19 protein-coding genes and 2 pseudogenes are annotated in these 17,502 nt (G+C 42.3%); 7 read left to right on the top strand and 14 right to left on the bottom strand.

Annotated features, from left to right (window positions below; all coding sequences use genetic code 11):
• Positions 1–10: 10 nt before the first annotated feature.
• A pseudogene (locus tag GQR42_RS19835) lies at positions 11–1,338 on the bottom strand (RNA-guided endonuclease InsQ/TnpB family protein).
• Between the two features lie 412 nt (positions 1,339–1,750).
• On the opposite strand from GQR42_RS19835, the gene GQR42_RS19830 reads away from it, so the two are divergent.
• The 3 genes from GQR42_RS19830 to GQR42_RS19820 all read left to right on the top strand — a co-directional run bounded on the left by GQR42_RS19830 (position 1,751) and on the right by GQR42_RS19820 (position 3,607).
• Positions 1,751–1,966, top strand: a complete 216-nt coding sequence (locus GQR42_RS19830) for a hypothetical protein (protein WP_233271089.1) — start codon at positions 1,751–1,753, stop codon at positions 1,964–1,966.
• Between the two features lie 130 nt (positions 1,967–2,096).
• Positions 2,097–2,966 carry a bile acid:sodium symporter family protein gene (locus GQR42_RS19825; RefSeq protein WP_158201292.1) on the top strand — a complete coding sequence of 290 codons (870 nt, stop codon included), beginning with the start codon at positions 2,097–2,099 and terminating at the stop codon, positions 2,964–2,966.
• A gap of 44 nt (positions 2,967–3,010) precedes the next feature.
• Positions 3,011–3,607 carry a hypothetical protein gene (locus GQR42_RS19820; RefSeq protein ID WP_158201291.1) on the top strand — a complete coding sequence of 199 codons (597 nt, stop codon included), beginning with the start codon at positions 3,011–3,013 and terminating at the stop codon, positions 3,605–3,607.
• Positions 3,608–3,636: 29 nt separating this feature from the next.
• Here GQR42_RS19820 and recA read toward each other — a convergent pair whose 3' ends face one another.
• The 3 genes from recA to GQR42_RS27920 form a co-directional block, all read right to left on the bottom strand.
• A complete protein-coding gene (gene recA, locus GQR42_RS19815; protein ID WP_158201290.1) occupies positions 3,637–4,704 on the bottom strand; it encodes a recombinase RecA in 1,068 nt (355 codons plus the stop codon).
• Positions 4,705–4,831: 127 nt separating this feature from the next.
• Complete coding sequence (locus GQR42_RS19810; RefSeq protein WP_158201289.1) at positions 4,832–5,785, bottom strand: aldo/keto reductase; 954 nt, start codon at positions 5,783–5,785, stop codon at positions 4,832–4,834.
• Positions 5,786–6,190: 405 nt separating this feature from the next.
• Positions 6,191–6,364, bottom strand: coding sequence for a hypothetical protein (locus tag GQR42_RS27920; protein WP_199273215.1), 174 nt, complete (start codon positions 6,362–6,364; stop codon positions 6,191–6,193).
• Between the two features lie 163 nt (positions 6,365–6,527).
• Here GQR42_RS27920 and GQR42_RS19805 point away from each other — a divergent pair, with 163 nt between their 5' ends.
• Positions 6,528–7,826 (top strand): pentapeptide repeat-containing protein, encoded by a 1,299-nt coding sequence (locus tag GQR42_RS19805; protein ID WP_158201288.1) that lies wholly within the window; start codon positions 6,528–6,530, stop codon positions 7,824–7,826.
• Positions 7,827–8,628: 802 nt separating this feature from the next.
• On the opposite strand, the gene GQR42_RS19800 is transcribed toward GQR42_RS19805, so the two are convergent.
• Both GQR42_RS19800 and GQR42_RS19795 read right to left on the bottom strand, forming a co-directional pair.
• A complete protein-coding gene (locus GQR42_RS19800; RefSeq protein ID WP_158201287.1) occupies positions 8,629–8,964 on the bottom strand; it encodes a XisI protein in 336 nt (111 codons plus the stop codon).
• Entirely contained in the window at positions 8,952–9,368 is a 417-nt protein-coding gene (locus tag GQR42_RS19795; protein ID WP_002766354.1) for a XisH family protein, read from the bottom strand. The genes GQR42_RS19800 and GQR42_RS19795 overlap by 13 nt, the downstream gene beginning before the upstream one ends.
• A gap of 510 nt (positions 9,369–9,878) precedes the next feature.
• On the opposite strand from GQR42_RS19795, the gene GQR42_RS19790 reads away from it, so the two are divergent.
• A complete protein-coding gene (locus GQR42_RS19790; protein WP_158201286.1) occupies positions 9,879–10,604 on the top strand; it encodes a 2-phosphosulfolactate phosphatase family protein in 726 nt (241 codons plus the stop codon).
• A 386-nt stretch (positions 10,605–10,990) separates the two neighbouring features.
• The gene (locus tag GQR42_RS19785) at positions 10,991–12,238 is read left to right on the top strand and encodes a bifunctional folylpolyglutamate synthase/dihydrofolate synthase (protein WP_158201285.1); all 1,248 of its coding nucleotides are present in this window, start codon (positions 10,991–10,993) and stop codon (positions 12,236–12,238) included.
• Here the strand turns inward: GQR42_RS19785 and GQR42_RS19780 are convergent.
• The 8 genes and pseudogenes from GQR42_RS19780 to GQR42_RS19745 all read right to left on the bottom strand — a co-directional run bounded on the left by GQR42_RS19780 (position 12,212) and on the right by GQR42_RS19745 (position 16,846).
• A complete protein-coding gene (locus GQR42_RS19780) occupies positions 12,212–13,801 on the bottom strand; it encodes a DUF3352 domain-containing protein (RefSeq protein WP_158201284.1) in 1,590 nt (529 codons plus the stop codon). The genes GQR42_RS19785 and GQR42_RS19780 overlap by 27 nt on opposite strands.
• Positions 13,802–13,816: 15 nt before the next feature.
• Complete coding sequence (locus GQR42_RS19775; RefSeq protein ID WP_158201283.1) at positions 13,817–14,074, bottom strand: hypothetical protein; 258 nt, start codon at positions 14,072–14,074, stop codon at positions 13,817–13,819.
• A gap of 281 nt (positions 14,075–14,355) precedes the next feature.
• Positions 14,356–14,577 carry a hypothetical protein gene (locus GQR42_RS19770; RefSeq protein ID WP_158201282.1) on the bottom strand — a complete coding sequence of 74 codons (222 nt, stop codon included), beginning with the start codon at positions 14,575–14,577 and terminating at the stop codon, positions 14,356–14,358.
• Positions 14,578–14,582: 5 nt separating this feature from the next.
• A pseudogene (locus tag GQR42_RS19765) lies at positions 14,583–14,690 on the bottom strand (type II toxin-antitoxin system HigB family toxin); the annotation flags it as partial.
• Positions 14,691–14,703: 13 nt separating this feature from the next.
• Positions 14,704–14,913: a type II toxin-antitoxin system HicB family antitoxin gene (locus GQR42_RS19760; protein ID WP_002739801.1), complete on the bottom strand. Its 210-nt coding sequence runs from the start codon at positions 14,911–14,913 to the stop codon at positions 14,704–14,706.
• A complete protein-coding gene (locus tag GQR42_RS19755; RefSeq protein ID WP_233271088.1) occupies positions 14,913–15,143 on the bottom strand; it encodes a type II toxin-antitoxin system HicA family toxin in 231 nt (76 codons plus the stop codon). Before GQR42_RS19755 ends, GQR42_RS19760 begins: the two co-directional genes overlap by 1 nt.
• 60 nt (positions 15,144–15,203) lie before the next feature.
• A complete protein-coding gene (locus GQR42_RS19750) occupies positions 15,204–16,313 on the bottom strand; it encodes an iron-containing alcohol dehydrogenase family protein (RefSeq protein WP_158201281.1) in 1,110 nt (369 codons plus the stop codon).
• A 20-nt stretch (positions 16,314–16,333) separates the two neighbouring features.
• Positions 16,334–16,846, bottom strand: coding sequence for a Ycf51 family protein (locus GQR42_RS19745; RefSeq protein ID WP_158201280.1), 513 nt, complete (start codon positions 16,844–16,846; stop codon positions 16,334–16,336).
• A gap of 21 nt (positions 16,847–16,867) precedes the next feature.
• Here GQR42_RS19745 and GQR42_RS19740 point away from each other — a divergent pair, with 21 nt between their 5' ends.
• Positions 16,868–17,485: a 7-carboxy-7-deazaguanine synthase QueE gene (locus GQR42_RS19740; protein ID WP_158201279.1), complete on the top strand. Its 618-nt coding sequence runs from the start codon at positions 16,868–16,870 to the stop codon at positions 17,483–17,485.
• The last annotated feature ends 17 nt before the right edge of the window (positions 17,486–17,502 follow it).

Genomic DNA, 17,502 nt, shown 5'->3' with positions numbered 1-17,502 from the left:
ACTCCCACCGTCAAGCTACGCTGTGACGGGGGATTCTTGACCTATCACTATCGGAAATTCCTTGTTCAACGAGACAGCTTAGATTCTCAATGTCTCCACTGAAAATCTAGAGGTCGGACTCTCCCAAGGCGTTTGGGTCGGTTTCTGTTTGCCCAACAGTATCGTTGACACTTCGACAAGCTCAGTGTCAATGCCGAGCGAAGTCGAGGCATTGAGATGATTTCCCAAATATTGTAACCCTTTTTTAAGAATATTTATTGCTGCATTATGATCCCTATCTAAGACTGTTTGACAATTGGGGCATTGATGAGTTCTAGTGCTTAATGTTTTTTGAACTCTCGTCCCACAAACTGAACAATCTTGGCTAGTAAAATGGGGAGGAACAGCAGCACAAACAATCCGATAAATCTTAGCAAAATAATTCAACCATTCGGTGAATTGATACCAAGAAGCATCGGAAATCGACTTGGCCAGCTTACGGTTTTTGACTAAGTTTCTTACCTTTAAAGCTTCATAGACTACCAGATCATTAGACTGGACTAACGCCAAAGCGTCTTTAATTGCTTTGTCTTGACGTTGTCTTGACACTTTAAGGTGAAGTTTAGCTACTTTTATCCGTTGCTTGTGATAGTTTTTAGACTGTCCTTGACGAAACTTTTTGGATAATCGTCGTTGTGCTTTTTTTAGTCGTTTTTCTGACTTGCTTAAATAACGTGGATTCTCTACGGTATTGCCTTGAGCATCGGTATAAAACTCTTTTAACCCTAAGTCAATTCCTGTTATTTGTCCCGTTGGTTTATGGTATTCTTGCCGTTCTACGTCAATCAGAAACTGACAATAATAACCGTCAGCACGTCTAACAACTCTTACCCGTTTAATCTGTTGCTCTGAATAATAAACTAAGGTTTTTTGACTACACCATAAATCAAATTCTCCTGCTTGAAAACCGTCAGTAAATCTGATTTTACGTCGCTCATCAGATAGTTTATAGCCCGTTAGTTTATACTCAACGGAACGGCTATGTTTTTTGAACCGAGGAAAACTTTTTTTCCCTGGTATTTTGGCACGACAATTCTGGTAAAACCCAGTAATTGATTGCCAGGCTCTATCAGCAGCCGATTGACGTGCTTGAGAGTTTAATTTATTAACCCATGGTGTCTCTTTATTGTTAGCTAGTACCGCGCAAAGCTTTTGGAGGTCATTGCGGGTTGTTCCTTTATTTTCTCTCCAATGACGAACACAAGAGTTACGCACAAACTGAGAAGTTCTGATAGCTTCATCAAGTTTCTGATATTGCTCTGGTGTTCCGTTTTTTAGCTTTGCTTCTACGACTAGCATCTAACAATCCTCGACCCTTGGCTAAGTTAGGTATAACACAGTTTACCCACAGATGGTGGAATTAAATTGTTCTATGGGGTCAACGTCGAGCGAAGTGTCCTCCGAAGCTCCGCGGAAGAGTCGAGACGTTGATATTCTGGTCGGATTTCATCCCCCGCAAAGGTGAGTATCTTGTCGAAAAATGTAGCGGGGGCATTCATCCGACATTTTAGGTAATCGTGGTGAGGGGATCGGTCAACAAGCTAAGGAAAATTAATCCGCTCACACTTGCGACTACCTTTAAAACAAACAACGGTTGAGTCTTCTCTGACGAACAATACACATTATTACAGTCCCCAGCACTCGAACCCAGGATACAGGTACAATAGAACTGTAGGGATGTGGAGGGTTGCTATGTTTACACACAACTTAGTTGACAGAAAACTGCCCCTCGATCGAGAAGGGAAAACTCTGCAGAAACTCACCTATCGTTCACCGAAAATCCACCACCTTGATCGCCTTGGCAATTTATCAACGGAAGGGAAGTCAAGGATTACGGGATTTAGAAGGAAAATTTGCCCTCGTTATTTTTGATGGAAGTCCTCTCACTCTGGAGCTAGAGAGGGAAACTGGACTGGAATCCTCTTGATTGGATTTCTCCTACAATTTAACCTCGGTTGCACACTGGGGGTTTTTTAGTCGGCAAAATCGGGAACCATGCACAAGAATAAATTAGTCAATTTATGGGAAAATAAGCGCATCTTCTCCGCTTTGATCCGATGCAAGCCAACTTTTTTACTAATATCCTCTTACCCGTTGCCCTAGGCGTTTTAATGTTAGGTATGGGATTGGGATTAATTGCCGCCGATTTTCGGCGTATCACCCGTTATCCCAAAGCAGTCCTGATCGGTTTAGTCAATCAAATTATTATCCTACCGATCGTCGGCTTTATCGTTGCTTCTATCTTACCTCTCCGGCCAGAAATTGCCGTCGGTTTAATGATTGTCGCCATTTGCCCCGGCGGTCCTTCCTCCAATGTTTTAACCTATTTAGCTAAGGGAGATGTGGCCCTTTCTGTTACTTTAACCGCTTTTAGTAGCATCATCACCATTTTCACAATACCTTTTTTAGCTAGTTTTACTCTCCAGCATTTTATGGGGGAAAGTGCCGCCATCTCCCTACCCATTGGTTCCACTATGGGACAGATATTTTTGATTATACTTTTACCCCTGGTTATCGGTATGACTATCCGCCATTACTTCCCTTTACTGGCCAAAAGTCTGGAACCGATAACTAATCGTTTGGCCGTAATTTTTCTAGCAGTTATTATCTGCTTATTAATCCTGAGAGAATGGCAACGTTTACCTTTATTTATCGCTCAAACTGGCCTGGCAGTGATTATTTTAAATACTATTGCCTCCCTGATCGGTTTTTTCAGTGGCCGCCTCTTTAATTTAAATATTACCCAAAGAATTTGTATCGCAATTGAAGTGGGTATTCAAAGCGGCACTTTAGCTATTGCTATCACTGCCGGTTTGTTAAATAATCCCGATCTAGCCATTCCCGCAATTGTCTATAGTTTATGGATGTATGTCAGCGCTTTTATCGCTGTTTATTATGGTCGCCAAAAAGCCGCTTTGGCAAAATAGCTAAATTGGCTGATAGGATATAGCTAAAAACCTGATAACTGATTATGTTAATTGGTAAATATTTAACCCTGGAAGAATTCTGTACCTGTTCCCAAACTTATCAAAAGTACGCAGCACAAATCGATCCCTACCCCAAAAATACTGCAACGATAACCGCTTGGCAAAATCTCGCTCACTTTATTATCGATCCAATTATTGATAATTTTGGTCGAGAAAAATTTCAATTAACCTACGGATTTTGTTCCAATGATCTGAGAAAATTTCTCCAAAAAAAAGACCCAATCACTGGCTTAAAAAACGGTAGAATTGATCCCCGTCGCGATCAACATTGCGCCCACGAAATTAATCAAAAAGGTCAATATTATTGTCAGCGATTGGGGGCAGCCTGTGATTTTCGGATTATCAATTTAACGAGCGATCGCCTGATAGATTGGATTTTAACCGCAAAATTACCCTTTGATTCTCTCTATTTTTACGGAATTAATCGCCCGATTCATATCAGCTATGGACCCCAACATAAACGAGATCTATGGACTTTTACCCCTAGAGGAACACCGACTAAAAAAGGTTTACAATCATGGTTAGAAGCCGCTAAATCTATCGATTCTGAAACAAAAAAATCCCCCGAAACCGGGGGATAACCAAGACTTAAAACCGTCTTCTTCTTCTTTTAGATTTCTGGTTCCTGATCGTCCTCATCGTCCTCATCGGCCGGTTCCGTGGGGAAAGGAACCGAACCCATGTCTAATTTATCCCGCAATAACTTCTCAATTTCTGCCGCTACTTCTGGCTTTTCTTCAAGATATTTAACGGCATTATCGCGACCCTGGGCAATATTTTCGCCATTATAGCTATACCATGCCCCTTTGCGAGTAACTACGTTCGTTTGTTCGGCGATATCGAGCATACAACCCACCTGGGAAATGCCTTTACCGAAGATAATATCAAATTCAGCAATCCGGAAAGGAGGCGCGACTTTATTTTTAGCCACCTTAACTTTAGCCCGAATTCCGTATTCCCCTTCCGTGCCTTTTTTCAAAGTTTGAATGCGACGGATATCTAAACGTACCGAGGCATAAAATTTTAAGGCCGTCCCCCCAGTGGTCACTTCAGGATTGCCGTAGGTGACACCGATTTTTTGCCGCAGTTGGTTGAGGAAAATCACCACACAACCCGATTTACCAATATTACCGGCAATTTTTCGCAGGGCTTTACTCATCAAACGGGCCTGCAAACCCACCTGATTATCCCCCATTTCCCCTTCAATTTCCGCCCGCGGCACTAAAGCGGCCACCGAGTCGATGACAACGATATCCACGGCCGAAGAACGCACTAACTGGTCAACTATTTCTAAGGCTGCTTCCCCCGTATCCGGTTGTGCCACCAGTAAATTATTGATATCTACCCCTAAATCTTCCGAATAGGTGGGATCTAAAGCGTGTTCCGCATCGACAAAGGCCGCCACTCCCCCAGCTTTCTGCACTTCTGCGATCGCATGGAGGGCTAAAGTGGTTTTGCCAGAACTTTCTGGCCCGTAAATTTCGACGATGCGGCCTTTCGGTAGGCCGCCACCCAAAGCCATATCTAGGGTTAAAGCACCACTAGGCACGGTTTCCACCCGCATCCTGGTGGCATCTCCTAAACGCATAATCGAACCTTTGCCAAAGTTGCGCTCGATTTGATTTAAGACTAAACCTAAGGCCTTATCTCGATCGGGATTACTTGTCGTTGTCGCCATTAATTTTGTCCCCAGTTTTCTTAAGTAGTACAGCAGTATCTAAAGATTGTAGCCTGTTTTAATCTTGATCACCAAAAAGTTAGAGACTTTTTCCAGAATGGTGATCGAAAATCACAACTTTTGATTTTTACAGCCAAGGCCGGCTCATCTGTTCTAATTGCCTCACCTCTCCCGCTTCTAAACTCCATCCTAGCGCCCCGGCATTTTCGATCGCCTGGGCCGCAGTTTTGGCCCCCGGAATGGGAATTACATCCCCTTGAGCGATTAACCAATTGAGGGCGACTTGTGCGGGGGTTTTTTGGTATTTTGCGCCCAATTCTTGCATTACCCTTAAAATTGGGGCTATTTTCTCCAAACCTTCTTTTTTGAACCGCGAGTCAACTTTTCTGGCTCCATCGGGCAAATTCTGGCTTTCTGGGCTATATTTACCCGTCAGTAGTCCTTGAGCGAGGGGGCTGTAGGCAAGGATGGTGACACCTAATTCCTTGGCTGTGGCTAAAATTGCCTTAGTTTCTATTTTGCGATACAAAAGCGAATACTGCACCTGATTGACCGCCAAGGAAACCTCTTTTTTCGCCAAAATCTGGCTTGCTTGTCGCATTTGCTCGGCGGAATAATTACTTACACCCACTGCAGCAATACGGCCTCGTTTTACTTCTTCCCCTAGGGCATTCATTAGGGTTTCTTGGCTAATCAGGAAGGTGAAGGGCCAATGTACTTGGTAAAGGGTAATTTTATCGGTTTTTAGACGGTTTAAGCTCTCGGTAATGGCATTATGAACCGCATTCGCCCCAAATCGCCACGGTACGGGGGCAAACTTACTGGCAATATCGATGGGAATATCAGTCTCTTGAGTAAATTTTCCTAAGAGTCGTTCCGATTCCCCCAGTCCATAGACTTCGGCAGTGTCAAAAAAGGTGATTCCTGCCTCTACTGCCGCTTTAAAGGCCGCTTCTACCTGATTAGCTCCGTATTCCTTGCCATAGTTCCAGAATAGTTTATCTCCCCATGCCCAAGTCCCGATTCCCAAGGCACTGACGGAAATTCCTGTTTGTCCGAGATTAGCGGTTTGTCTAGTCATATTCTCTACAAAGAATGACAGCGTTTCCCATTTAAAGATGAAGTGTAACCTAATTTGGTCTGACTCACCACTAACCCCCTTTTTTGATTCCTGGAAATTCGCACCCATAAGTAATGGGAAAGGACTTGACTTTGCCGGCGGCTTGCGCTATGCTTTTCTTATAATGGGAATCTATGCAAAATTTTTAAAAACGCACGGATTCCCATTATGAATAAAATCTTTTAAAAATATTATCTCAAAATCTGCCGACAAAAGCAAGCAAAATTTCGCCCCTAATTGTTAAGTTTTGTTAATCAAGAAATGCAGAGATCAGCAAGGTAAAAAAATGGAAATCTCTTCCGATCTTGTTTGTCTGCTTGATTGTCGGTTAACCTATGATTAGGTTAGGCGAATTTTGCGCTTTGACTAATTGTTAGTGCTAACTTCTGTGGTTTCAACAATTGCCGTCGGTTGGCAGGGGGTAGGTGGAAATTTCTCTGGCAAAGAGAAGCCTAAAAATGATGCGATCGCAATTATCGTGCTGGTAATTTTGGCAAGACTAACAAGGTCTTCTCTGTACTTCAACCAATATTTATACATAATCATCAATCCTTTTATTTAGGAGGTGAACTATCTTTAGATTAAAAAAAAATTGATTATTTGTCGTTACTCAAAAGTCCTGAAAACGGTACTTGTTTTAGGTACTATCAAGTAACCTGACAGGGTACTGAAAAGTAATCTTAAGTCCTGTTACCCTTAAACAATGATGATAAATGAACTAAAAATGACTGAAACTAAAACCATTTCATGGACTGAATTAGAAATGCTGGTTAATTATCTGAAAAAAAAGCATACAAAAAAGCGATTAACGGACGTGGAGACAAAAATATTAAAAGGTATTTTTGAGAATAAAACATATCGTGATCTAGCAAAAGAAATTGAAATTAGGACAGAAGAACAGTCAATCAAGAATGCGGCTTCTAGTTTATTTAAAATATTGTCAGAGCAAACAGGTGAAAAGATTGGAAAGACTAATCTGATTACTGCTTTGACAAGGTATAGAGATAATTCTCAGATATTTGATCATAACAATAAACCGCAACCTCAGCAATCAAATAAAGTTCTTGAATTAGTTATGGAGGTAGGGATAGACGACCTGACACCAGAGAAAATTGATAAAATTATCAGCTTTCTTCAAGAAACTGCCAGAGACAACACGATCAAGCCTATTATGAAACTTAAAGGCAGTATTCGGCTATTTTTAGAAGGTTCAGAAGATGGACTACAGCGCCTAGCAGATTTACATCAATCGGGGGAATTGCAAGCCCTTCTCAATGAACTTAAATCAGACGATATACCCGAAATTATCGTCAAAAAAGCAGAGTTCACTACAGATGCAAAAGTTATTGAAAAAGCCGAATTAATTAAGGCAATTCGAGAGGTAACAATCGATCAGAAAACTCTATATAAAGTTGATTTGAGTGGGGCTATTCTGAGTGGGGCTATTCTAAGTGGGGCTGACCTGAGTGGGGCTAACCTGAGAAGGGCTAACCTGAGTTGGGCTTTCCTGAGTTGGGCTGACCTGATTGAGGCTGACCTGAGTTGGGCTTTCTTGAGAAGGGCTGACCTGATTGATGCTGAACTGAGTGGGGCTAAACTGAGCGGGGCTAACCTGAGTAAGGCTAACCTGAGTAAGGCTAACCTGAGTTGGGCTAAACTGAGTAAGGCTAAACTGAGCGGGGCTAACCTGAGAAGGGCTAACCTGAGTAAGGCTAACCTGAGTTGGGCTTTCCTGAGTGGGGCTTTCCTGATTGGTGCTTTCCTGATTGGTGCTAACCTGAGAGGGGCTATTCTGTGGGGGGCTAACCTGAGTGGGGCTAACCTGAGTGGGGCTGACCTGAGTAAGGCTAGACTGAGTAAGGCTGACCTGAGTGGGGCGGAAGTTGAAAACGCTATCTTTATCGATGCAACGGGGATCACCCCTGAACAAAAACAGGATTTGATTCGACGAGGGGCAATTTTTGGGGATACTTCTAACGATCGCAGTAAAGCATTAGTTTAAAACAGCCTTTGATCTCCACCTTCAGCAGAGATTTAGGTAGGGTTGGCTGAATAAATGTGAAATATAGACGAGGTAAGGGGTTTGGCGGCCTGTTTGGCCAAGCAGCTGCAAGATTTTCAAGCTGGTGGCTCAAAAACCTTCCCTAATTAGGGTCTGCTGAATAAATCTAAAAACCTTGTTGGATAATACTTTTAGACTTTTTTCCCATGAAAAAGTGCCTTGGCTAGGGGTGATCGGGGGGAAAATTCAGGTACTTTTTCCCTGAAAATTAGGTAGTTGACCACCTGAAAATCGGTAAAACCCTACACCCCACACCCCACACCCCACACCCTGCCCCCAGGGAAAACTTTTTCAGCAGACCCTAATTAATGGGAAAAGACTTGACTTTGCCGGCGGCTTGCGCTATGCTTTTCTTATAATGGGAATCCGTGCAAAATTTTTAAAAACGCACAAATTCCCATTATGAATAAAATCTTTTAAAAATATTATCTCAAAATCTCCCGACAAAAGCAAGCGAAATTTTGCCGATAATTGTTAAGTTTTATTAACAAAGAAATACAGAGATCAGCAAGGTAAAAAAATGGAAATCTCTTGCTGATTTTGTTTGTCGGTCAAGCTATGATTAGGTTAGGATAATTTTGCGCTTTGACTAATTGTTAGTGCTAACTTCCGTGGTTTCAACAATTGCCGTCGGACAGACATTGCCGCGATTTTTGTCAATTGTTTTCGATAATATTTCTAAATTTTTCTCCTGTTGAGCCTATTTTATGACAATAATGTTGTCAACTTTCTCAGATTAAGATTAACCCACCGCAAACCCTGTATATTCTCTGACTAGGGGTTCATGAAAGGCTAAAACAATATCTTCTTTAGGAATGCCTAAATTAACTAATTCATTGGCAATTCCTACCTCAGTGCCATCATGTTGTATCCAGATTTTACCTTTTTTAATATCGAGATGCAAAACACAACCATGATATCTTCGTCTATTTTTCCAGCCAACATACATCAATTGATAGTGATCGCCAACTGTATCAAAAATCAATTGTTGTTCAATCGGCTCTTTAGATGAACCTAGCTGAGAATATTCAGTGATGACTTGCTTGACATAGTGACGATATTGTTCTAATTTTTCCATGCGACAATTACCTCCCCAATCGGATCATAAATAATCAGGTAAATTTGAAATCGTTTAACGACAGTTTGAATAAATCGCAATTCAAAAAAACTATAATAAATATCTAAAGGAACAGCTAAATATAACTGTCTTTTAGGTTCTTTTTCTTCTAAAGCAACACGATAATTAAAGAATTGTCCAATAGCAGTATGAAATTCTGAAATACTGGATTTACCGATAAAACTTTTAATTTCAACGGCTATCTTTTCATTGTCTTTTTCTGCGGCTATCAGTTGCTCTGCTCCTAAATCGACATACATTTCTACATCACCCACTTCAATCCTTAAAGGGTCATCCGTAATGATCCAACCCTCTTTTTCTAATCCTTTTCTCACTGCACCATGAAAACGATCTTTAGCAGACATGAATCTTGAAGTTAGCAGACATAATAATTGTTAATTATAACATTTAAGTAAGTAGGCGTTAAAAATTATCAGATGCCCCCCTTATTAAGGGGGATACCCCCGCCTATCGGCACCCCCCTTATCAAGGGGGGATTAAGGGGGGATCGACACCCCCTTATTAAGGGGGGATTAAGGGGGGATCGAACCTAAAATCGATTTTTAATTTAATTATAACCAGCTACTTAGTCATGATGATCGACCCGGGGTGAGAACATCTCAAACCCTATTGACAATTGGCCAATTTTGTGATCCGCATGGGCATTTCAAGTGATAAGCTAAGACGTATTTAAACCGCTTATTCTGAGATTAGCCCCCCCTTGCCTGATCTCAACAAGCAATTTGAATTACGAACAGCTTAACTAGCTGACATCCATCGTGATAAAATCGGCCTTGTCTTTCTTCTGCCAGCGCGACGCCGAGCGACGGTATGTTGAGCTTATTTCCCCTTTTACTTTTTACTTGGTATAACTCGTGCAGGTTTTCATTTATCATACTCCCGAACTTACCCCCGTCCATACTCTACCCGATTGCGCCGTCGTTATCGATGTTTTAAGAGCAACAACCACGATCGCCACTGCCCTCAATGCCGGTGCGGAAGCAGTGCAAACCTTTAGCGATCTGAAAACCCTGATGCAGGTGAGTGATAGCTGGCAACCGGAAAAACGTCTCCGGGCAGGAGAAAGAGGCGGCGCGAAAGTGGAAGGCTGCGATCTGGGCAATTCTCCCCTCGATTGTACCCCTGATTTAATGAAAGGTCGTCGTCTGTTTATCAGCACCACTAACGGCACTCGCGCTCTGCAAAGGGTGGAAGAATCCCCAATCGTCATCACTGCGGCTATGATCAATCGGCAAGCTGCGGTTAATTACTTATTGGATAAGCAGCCCGATACCGTCTGGATTGTTGGCTCTGGTTGGGAAGGGGGTTATTCTCTGGAAGATACGGCCTGTGCTGGAGCGATCGCAGATGCGCTACAAGAACAATCGGGGCAAATGGCGATCGGCAATGATGAAGTTATCGCCGCAATCGCTCTTTATCGTCAATGGCAAAATGATCTTTTAGGAATGTTCCACAGTTGTAGTCACGGTCAGCGCCTCTTGCGTCTCCACTGTCAAGAAGATTTAAAATACTGCGCTAATATTGACTCTCTTGATGTTTTACCGATCCAAAAAGAACCGAGCATTTTAGTCAAACTTTAGACATTGCCACCCACAGAAAGAGTCATCCGTGCGGGTAGGATCGATGCTCCTGAGTAACGCACAGAAAACGGGTTTCTCGGAGAAACCCGTTTTCTACTCATGCACTCATGCAAAACGGAGAATAAATAATCAGTTTTTAATAACTGGATTTAGTATTATTTCTAGTTTGCTGATCATAGAATTCTTGCAGAATTAATTTTTGATAGTTCAAAAATGAGAAAAATAGGCATAAAATTGCATAAAATCTCTAAATAGAGCATTTAATTGATTAATGTTCATTCTTAATTCTCCTGACTCCTGACTACTGACTCCTGACTACTGACTACTGACTACTGACTACTGACTCCTCACCTAACGAAAGATTTTTGATTTTTGCAAGAGGTATCATGACTATCGATTCTTTACTGCAACCTTTTCAGCGTTTTGGTGTCAATCTCGGTTTAGAAAGAATAAAAAATCTGCTGGAGATTTTAGGCAATCCCCAAGATAAAATTCCGATTATTCATGTCACGGGAACTAATGGCAAAGGTTCCGTTTGTGCCTATCTATCCTCTATTCTCAGCACTGCCGGTTACAAAGTCGGACGTTATATTTCTCCCCATTTAATTGATTGGACAGAAAGAATCTCTATTAATGGCGAAAATATTGAAACCGCGACTTTAGAAACCCTGCTTAAAGATCTACAATCGCTTATCGATCCCCAGCAGGAAAGTCCTACTCAATTTGAGGTAATTACTGCCGCTGCTTGGCTGTATTTTGCCCAGGAAAAGGTGGATATTGCCGTGATGGAAGTGGGTTTAGGAGGAAGATTAGATGCGACTAATATTTGCGCTCAACCTTTGGTTACTGTCATCACTTCTATTAGTCGGGAACATTGGCAAAATTTAGGTCCCACGGTTGCCGATATTGCCGGCGAAAAAGCGGGGATATTAAAAGCGAATTGTGCCGCAGTTATCGGACAATTACCGGAATCAGCGCAGGGGGTAGTTAGGGAGAGAATCAAGCTGTTAAATTGTCCGACGGTATGGGTAGAAGCTGCCGAAAAAATTGCCGATAATCGGGCTAAATATCAAGGGTTAGAATATCCTTTATCCTTAGGGGGAGATTTTCAATTAACTAATTCCGCTATAGCGATCGCTGTTGTTAATATTTTACGCCGGCAAGGTTGGCAAATTAGCGATGAAGTCGTGCAGGAAGGAATGGCAAAAACTCGCTGGTTAGGACGGTTACAAACCGTTAATTGGTGTCAGCGAGAAATCTTAATAGATGGCGCTCATAATCCTGCTGCTGCTATTGGTTTAAGGCAGTATGTAGATAGTTTAAAGGCTCCAAAAATTATCTGGGTGATGGGAATTTTATCAACTAAAGATCATCGGGAAATATTCCAAGCTTTATTAAGAAAAGGCGATAGTTTATATTTAGTTTCTGTTCCCGATCATAGCAGTGCCAATCCTGAAACCTTAGCGGAATTAGCGGATTCAATTTGTCCAGAATTATCTCACCTAGAGACTTGTTCCGATTTATATTTAGGACTAAAAAAAGCCATCCAAGAATCTGCCAATAGTCAGATAATTCTCTGTGGATCGCTTTATCTAGTCGGTTACTTTTTAGGGAGTTTGTTTCAGGGAAAATAAAACATCAATTTTACTGGTGGTTTTATCAGGCATAGTGGCCGTAATTCCGATCCCGCGTACCGATTCTAAAAACGCCTTTGCTTCTGGGGTTAATTCCGTAGCCGGAAGATTATTAATTCCCCCCGCTTTAGCGATAATTTGCTCCACATCGATGAAGAAATAACCGAGATTATTTTTAGGCAAATTTGCGATCGATGCTTGGAAATTCTCACTTTGGCTAATCGGTTGATTAGGTTGCGGTTGATAGGGAATTCCGACGGTCATTTTTAAGGTATCATTATTAGGCCAAGCATAGGTTAAAATCGCTTGTTCTTCCGCTTTCCATTCAGTCACATCTTGACCAGAAATTTGACTGTTTTTTATGGTGATAACAGGAACAGTTTTCACCAATTGATTTAACTTATCGAGGGTAGTTTTTGCCGCTTTCTGATCGCCGGTTTGCCAGATCATCATTCCCCCAAAACCTAACCCTCCCAGAGCTTGCTGGTTGGGGATAATTCCAAAGGCAAATTCTCGATCCATCCAGTTAAAAACTTCTTTATCCGCGTCAAGGGTTGCCATCTGAAAATTCTCACGGATCTGACGCAGAAAAACTTGTAATTCTGGGTTGGTTTGGGACTGTTTTTCTACTTCTTCCCATCCCTGTTTAAGATTATTCCCACTCCAGAGTGCGATGGTATCTCCGGGGAAATAATTTAAAACTTGATTACTGCTGGGGGAAGGTAGGGTAGAAATAGTTTCAGGAGCAAGTTTAGCCACCATTTGTAACTGTAATCCCGTATCGGTGACACCCACTCCTGCGACAATATCTTGAATTTTTGCTAATTCTTGCCGACTTTGGGGAGATAAATTAGCATCTGCTCCCAAGATTCCGGCATAATCATCGATATAAATTGTCGCTAGGGTATTGGGTAGGTTGAGGGATTGGGAAAGCAGTTTTCTCACTTCTGGTTTACTGCTAAAAGAGGGTTTTCCTTGGTAGGTATCGATGGCCGATTCTAACACCTTTTTATCGTAGGATATCAACAAAAAATCGCCAGTAACGGCAGTATAAATGGTGGTGTTATCCTGCCAATCTATAGCAGTAATTTTAATACCTTTGTAGTCACTGGTGCTAGTTTGGCGATTAACTTGTTGTCCTAGTTTTTTCTGGAATTCTGACGCTTTAATTTTATCTTTGATCCCGATAACAGTTAAGATTCCCGATTGTCCGGGGGTAGCTGCGGGAAGAAAAGCAAAGCTGATACTACCAATCCAAGGTTCGATATCCTGTTGATAATTAATCTTATCGGTGAAGATATTTTTTTGTAATTCTTCTAGTCCTTGACTAACCGCAGTTTGCGATTCTGGTGTACCATATTTAGCTAACACTGACCAAGCTTTTGCATCCGTGGAGACAAAACTACTAGCAAAGGCAGTTTCTGGGATAACTTTTGCCGATTCTAAGGGGGTGAATCTTTGCCAAGGTAGTTGTCCTCGTAGATAAAGATAGACTCCTCCTGCGGTTACTGCTGTTAGTCCTAAGACGACTAAACAACCGGGTAAAAATGATTTTTTTGACATAGAATTGTGGTTGGGTTAAAAAGTTGGCGTTGCTGAATCAAGGTATGAATGACAACCTTGCACCCATCCAAAAGTTAGTTTGGGTCTAGGTTTTAAAAATCCCACACAAGAAGATTCATATCTCAAATCAGCAACGCCCAGAATCTCACCCGGTGATGACATGAGAAAACTGAAGACAATGAACGCAAGGGCGTAGGAGGCAATAATACCCAGAATCAGACGATTAGAGAGCAGTTGACTCGGTAATTCAACCCCTGCACGTTTTGTATTCATGCGTTTTATGCAATGTGGTTAAGCGGAATATTAAAAGGGTTTGACCTCAGATTTTATCTCATTCTGGCAGGACTTTCTCAGACAGGACTTACACAAATACACTATATGCTGATACGGCGGGTTATACTGGTGTGATGTTCGCTTTGTTTTATTTGTTTGGATTGCAGCATCGCTTCCTAGGGTGTCTTCCCTAAAAACATGACAATTTCAAGGTTAACCAATATTGGGGAACGCACCACCCCTACCATTCATGGATTTGATTTTGGGCTGCCTGTTTTAATTTATAATTCGGGAACATTTTCCTGTTCATAATTTTCTATTAATATTCCCAAAATTTCCATTAAAGAAGCAAGAGGATGATTTTCATTTTCTCCTATTTCATCTATCAAATTATCTAACATAATTACTAATTGTTCATATTCTGATTCGCTGGGAGGAATAAAGAGTATTTGCTTTAAGTTTGTCCAGGCTTGCTGGGTTTTCTCTATATCGATCGTCGGCATTTTTTTTACTCCTTCCATTTGTTTTTGTCGTATTCAGCATGAGTTAAAACTTCTCGAATATAAATTTTTTGTCGATTGTAATGAATTGCTGCTATGAGTCTAATCTTATTTCCACCTTGGAACCCCCTAAGCTACATCTACATACTCACAGATCGACAGTGATTCAGGAACAGTTAATCCATCTTCTTTTAAGCCTTCCAAATGAAAAATTATTGCCTCAGCAATTAATTGTTTAACTTCTTCTAATGTTTCTGCAACCGCAACACAACCGGGAAGATCGGGAACATAAGCACCGTAGCTATTTTCTCCTTTTTCAATAACAACTGCATATCGCATTATATTTTGTCCTCCTCAATTTGAGCTTGTCGCCATATATTTTTAAGAGTCCCAATAGGAACATCAACGCTGGATTTCCCCGATACCGTTACCGTACCAGATTTTGAGGGATGTTTATACTGCCTATGACTTCCTCGTGTTCTAGCAAGATACCAGCCATCCGCTTCTAACACTTTAATCACTTGTTTGACTTTCTTGACCAACAAAGCAAAAGTTTGAGCTATCACCACTACAATAAAATCACTACTCACCCGCAGCAGATAAAGCCATAAGTCCCGAAAATATTGCCCTTAATTAGCTTTAACTTTCTGCACGATCGGATCGGCAGTGGTAGTAGAAACCATGGCCGCCATAACTTGTTCAGGGGAAACCGTAAAAGGTAGGCGATGAATGTCAGAATTAGGCTGACAGGCAATTGCGGCTGCGTGGCGCAATTGGGCAAGGGAAACATCTCTTAATCCTAAATCCTCTAGGGATTTCGGTAAACCAATTTGTTCATAAAACTGGATTAGTTGCCCCCGGGCCGATAGTGCCAATTGATTGCCCAAAACTATTTCCTCTAGACGCAATTGAGCGAGAATGCCGTAGGCGACTTTTTCCCCGTGCAGGACATGATGGCAAGCGGGAATATGGGTTAAACCATTATGAATTGCATGGGCGGCCACGGTACGACAATTAGCACCCCCTAAACCACCAATTACTCCGGCTAATAAAACGGTAGCATCCACCACCTGTTTCCAGTCCTCCCCGCCGATATTTTCCAGGGCTGCCGGGGATTTTTGGAAAAGAATATCCCGCAAAACCCGGGCCTGTTGGACAGCGGCAATGATCAGGGTTTCTGTGCAATGACCGCTACTGACGGAAGCTTCGTACCATTTAGCGATCGCATCGCCAATACCGGCGATTAAGGTTCTTTTCGGGGCAGTTTGGATAATACCGTAATCGAGAATTAATAAATCTGGGCAACGGGCTAGGGACAGATCGTAGAGAAACGCCCCCGCGTCAGAATAGACATTAGATAGGGCTGTCCAAGCGGCACAAGTGGCCGCGGAGGTGGGAATCGTGGCGATCGGCAAATGGCACTGATGGGCGAGTAATTTGGCCGTATCGAGGGCTTTGCCGCCACCCACACCAATGACAAAATCTGCCTCATGACTCTTGACAGATGCCTTTAAATATGCTAGGGAATTCTCCGAACAATCGGGGGCATAACTGTGATAGCTAGGAGTGAGATTTTTCAGGGGAGATGACAAAAAAGCTAAGTTGCGATCGCCGCCCACCACGAGGGGACGTTTCCCCAAATCCGCTAATTTGCCGGTGGATTCTTCGAGGGCATTGTCACCCCGAATCACTTGTGCGGGGGCGATTAACAGGGGCAAAACAGCGACAGCATTGGACATTTTTTGACAACCTCTCAGGATTATTGGCTAAGTTTAGCGAAACTTTCGGGAAAAAGCTGTAGTTCAGGAGTATTATCCCCCAGAGCGGAGAAGGATTTTTTAATCTGTCCTAAGTACAAAGGAGCAGATAAACCGGGCTGAGGGTGAACAAGAGTGCGAGCGCTAATGATAAATTGATTATTACCGCCAGCACCAGCGCGACCAGAGGAAAACAAGTCACTAGCGGCTTGTTTTAGGGTTGCTTCCACCTGCTCGGGAGTAACAGTATTGGGCAGGGAGATAACAGCTTGATTAGCTCCGTTATCATAGACAAGGGAGAATCTCACCGCTCCCGGAATTTCTGTGCGGGTAAACAGTCCTAACCCAAGACCGAAAATTCCGACCGTCAACACGGCCATAAAGCTAGTGACACCGACGAGACGAAAGCGGATTCCCCAACCGACGAGAAAAGCGATAATCGTGAGTACCAAAAAAACCAGCGTGGCAATACCAGACCATTGGATGTATTTGGCAAAGTTCAGGGGAATGTCCATATTTTATATAATACTGATTCTATGAAAACGGTTAGCATAAACCATTGTACCTATCCTGTTGTCGAAACTTTCCATTCTGTGCAGGGCGAGGGCTTTTGGACGGGAAGCAATGCTTTTTTCCTCCGTTTGGGAGGTTGCGATGTCTATTGCCCTTGGTGCGACCAAAAAGAGTCTTGGAATGCCCACCGTTATCCCCAACAATCGGTGCGGGAATTGGTTGAGATGGCAAAAGGGGCTAACCCCGCTATGGTGGTGATTACCGGGGGGGAACCTTTAATGCACAATCTTGATCCTTTGACCAAGGAATTAAAGAATCAGGGTTTACGGGTACATTTAGAAACTTCTGGCGCTCATCCTTTTACTGGGGTTTTCGATTGGGTGACTTTTTCTCCTAAAACTTATAAAATGCCCGATCCTAGTATTTATGCACGGGTGAATGAGTTAAAAATTGTCGTGGCTAATCCAGGGGATTTAGAATGGGCAGCTATGCAGGAAAGTAAGTTATCGCAAGGGGTGATTAAATATCTGCAACCCGAATGGAATAGGGTAGAAAGCAAAGAGTTAGTCTTTAATTATGTTCTCCACCATCCCCAATGGCGCCTCAGTCTCCAAACCCATAAGTTTTTAGGAGTCCGCTAGTCAGTTATCAGTGATCA

The sequence above is a fragment of the Microcystis aeruginosa FD4 genome (assembly GCF_009792235.1).
GTDB lineage: Bacteria > Cyanobacteriota > Cyanobacteriia > Cyanobacteriales > Microcystaceae > Microcystis > Microcystis viridis.
Note: the sequence above shows the minus strand (reverse complement) of the source record. Positions and strands in the feature narration are given on the sequence as shown.

Coding starts and splice junctions, on each gene's coding strand:
- GQR42_RS19795 (WP_002766354.1), bottom strand. CDS start 9,368: ATGTCTGCTAAAGATCGTTTTCATGGTGCAGTGAGAAAAGGATTAGAA.
- GQR42_RS19780 (WP_158201284.1), bottom strand. CDS start 13,801: ATGTCAAAAAAATCATTTTTACCCGGTTGTTTAGTCGTCTTAGGACTA.
- GQR42_RS19825 (WP_158201292.1), top strand. CDS start 2,097: ATGCAAGCCAACTTTTTTACTAATATCCTCTTACCCGTTGCCCTAGGC.
- GQR42_RS19745 (WP_158201280.1), bottom strand. CDS start 16,846: ATGGACATTCCCCTGAACTTTGCCAAATACATCCAATGGTCTGGTATT.
- GQR42_RS19775 (WP_158201283.1), bottom strand. CDS start 14,074: ATGAATACAAAACGTGCAGGGGTTGAATTACCGAGTCAACTGCTCTCT.
- GQR42_RS19785 (WP_158201285.1), top strand. CDS start 10,991: ATGACTATCGATTCTTTACTGCAACCTTTTCAGCGTTTTGGTGTCAAT.
- GQR42_RS19740 (WP_158201279.1), top strand. CDS start 16,868: ATGAAAACGGTTAGCATAAACCATTGTACCTATCCTGTTGTCGAAACT.
- GQR42_RS19805 (WP_158201288.1), top strand. CDS start 6,528: ATGATGATAAATGAACTAAAAATGACTGAAACTAAAACCATTTCATGG.
- recA (WP_158201290.1), bottom strand. CDS start 4,704: ATGGCGACAACGACAAGTAATCCCGATCGAGATAAGGCCTTAGGTTTA.
- GQR42_RS19760 (WP_002739801.1), bottom strand. CDS start 14,913: ATGCGATATGCAGTTGTTATTGAAAAAGGAGAAAATAGCTACGGTGCT.
- GQR42_RS19800 (WP_158201287.1), bottom strand. CDS start 8,964: ATGGAAAAATTAGAACAATATCGTCACTATGTCAAGCAAGTCATCACT.
- GQR42_RS27920 (WP_199273215.1), bottom strand. CDS start 6,364: ATGTATAAATATTGGTTGAAGTACAGAGAAGACCTTGTTAGTCTTGCC.
- GQR42_RS19820 (WP_158201291.1), top strand. CDS start 3,011: ATGTTAATTGGTAAATATTTAACCCTGGAAGAATTCTGTACCTGTTCC.
- GQR42_RS19750 (WP_158201281.1), bottom strand. CDS start 16,313: ATGTCCAATGCTGTCGCTGTTTTGCCCCTGTTAATCGCCCCCGCACAA.
- GQR42_RS19770 (WP_158201282.1), bottom strand. CDS start 14,577: ATGCCGACGATCGATATAGAGAAAACCCAGCAAGCCTGGACAAACTTA.
- GQR42_RS19810 (WP_158201289.1), bottom strand. CDS start 5,785: ATGACTAGACAAACCGCTAATCTCGGACAAACAGGAATTTCCGTCAGT.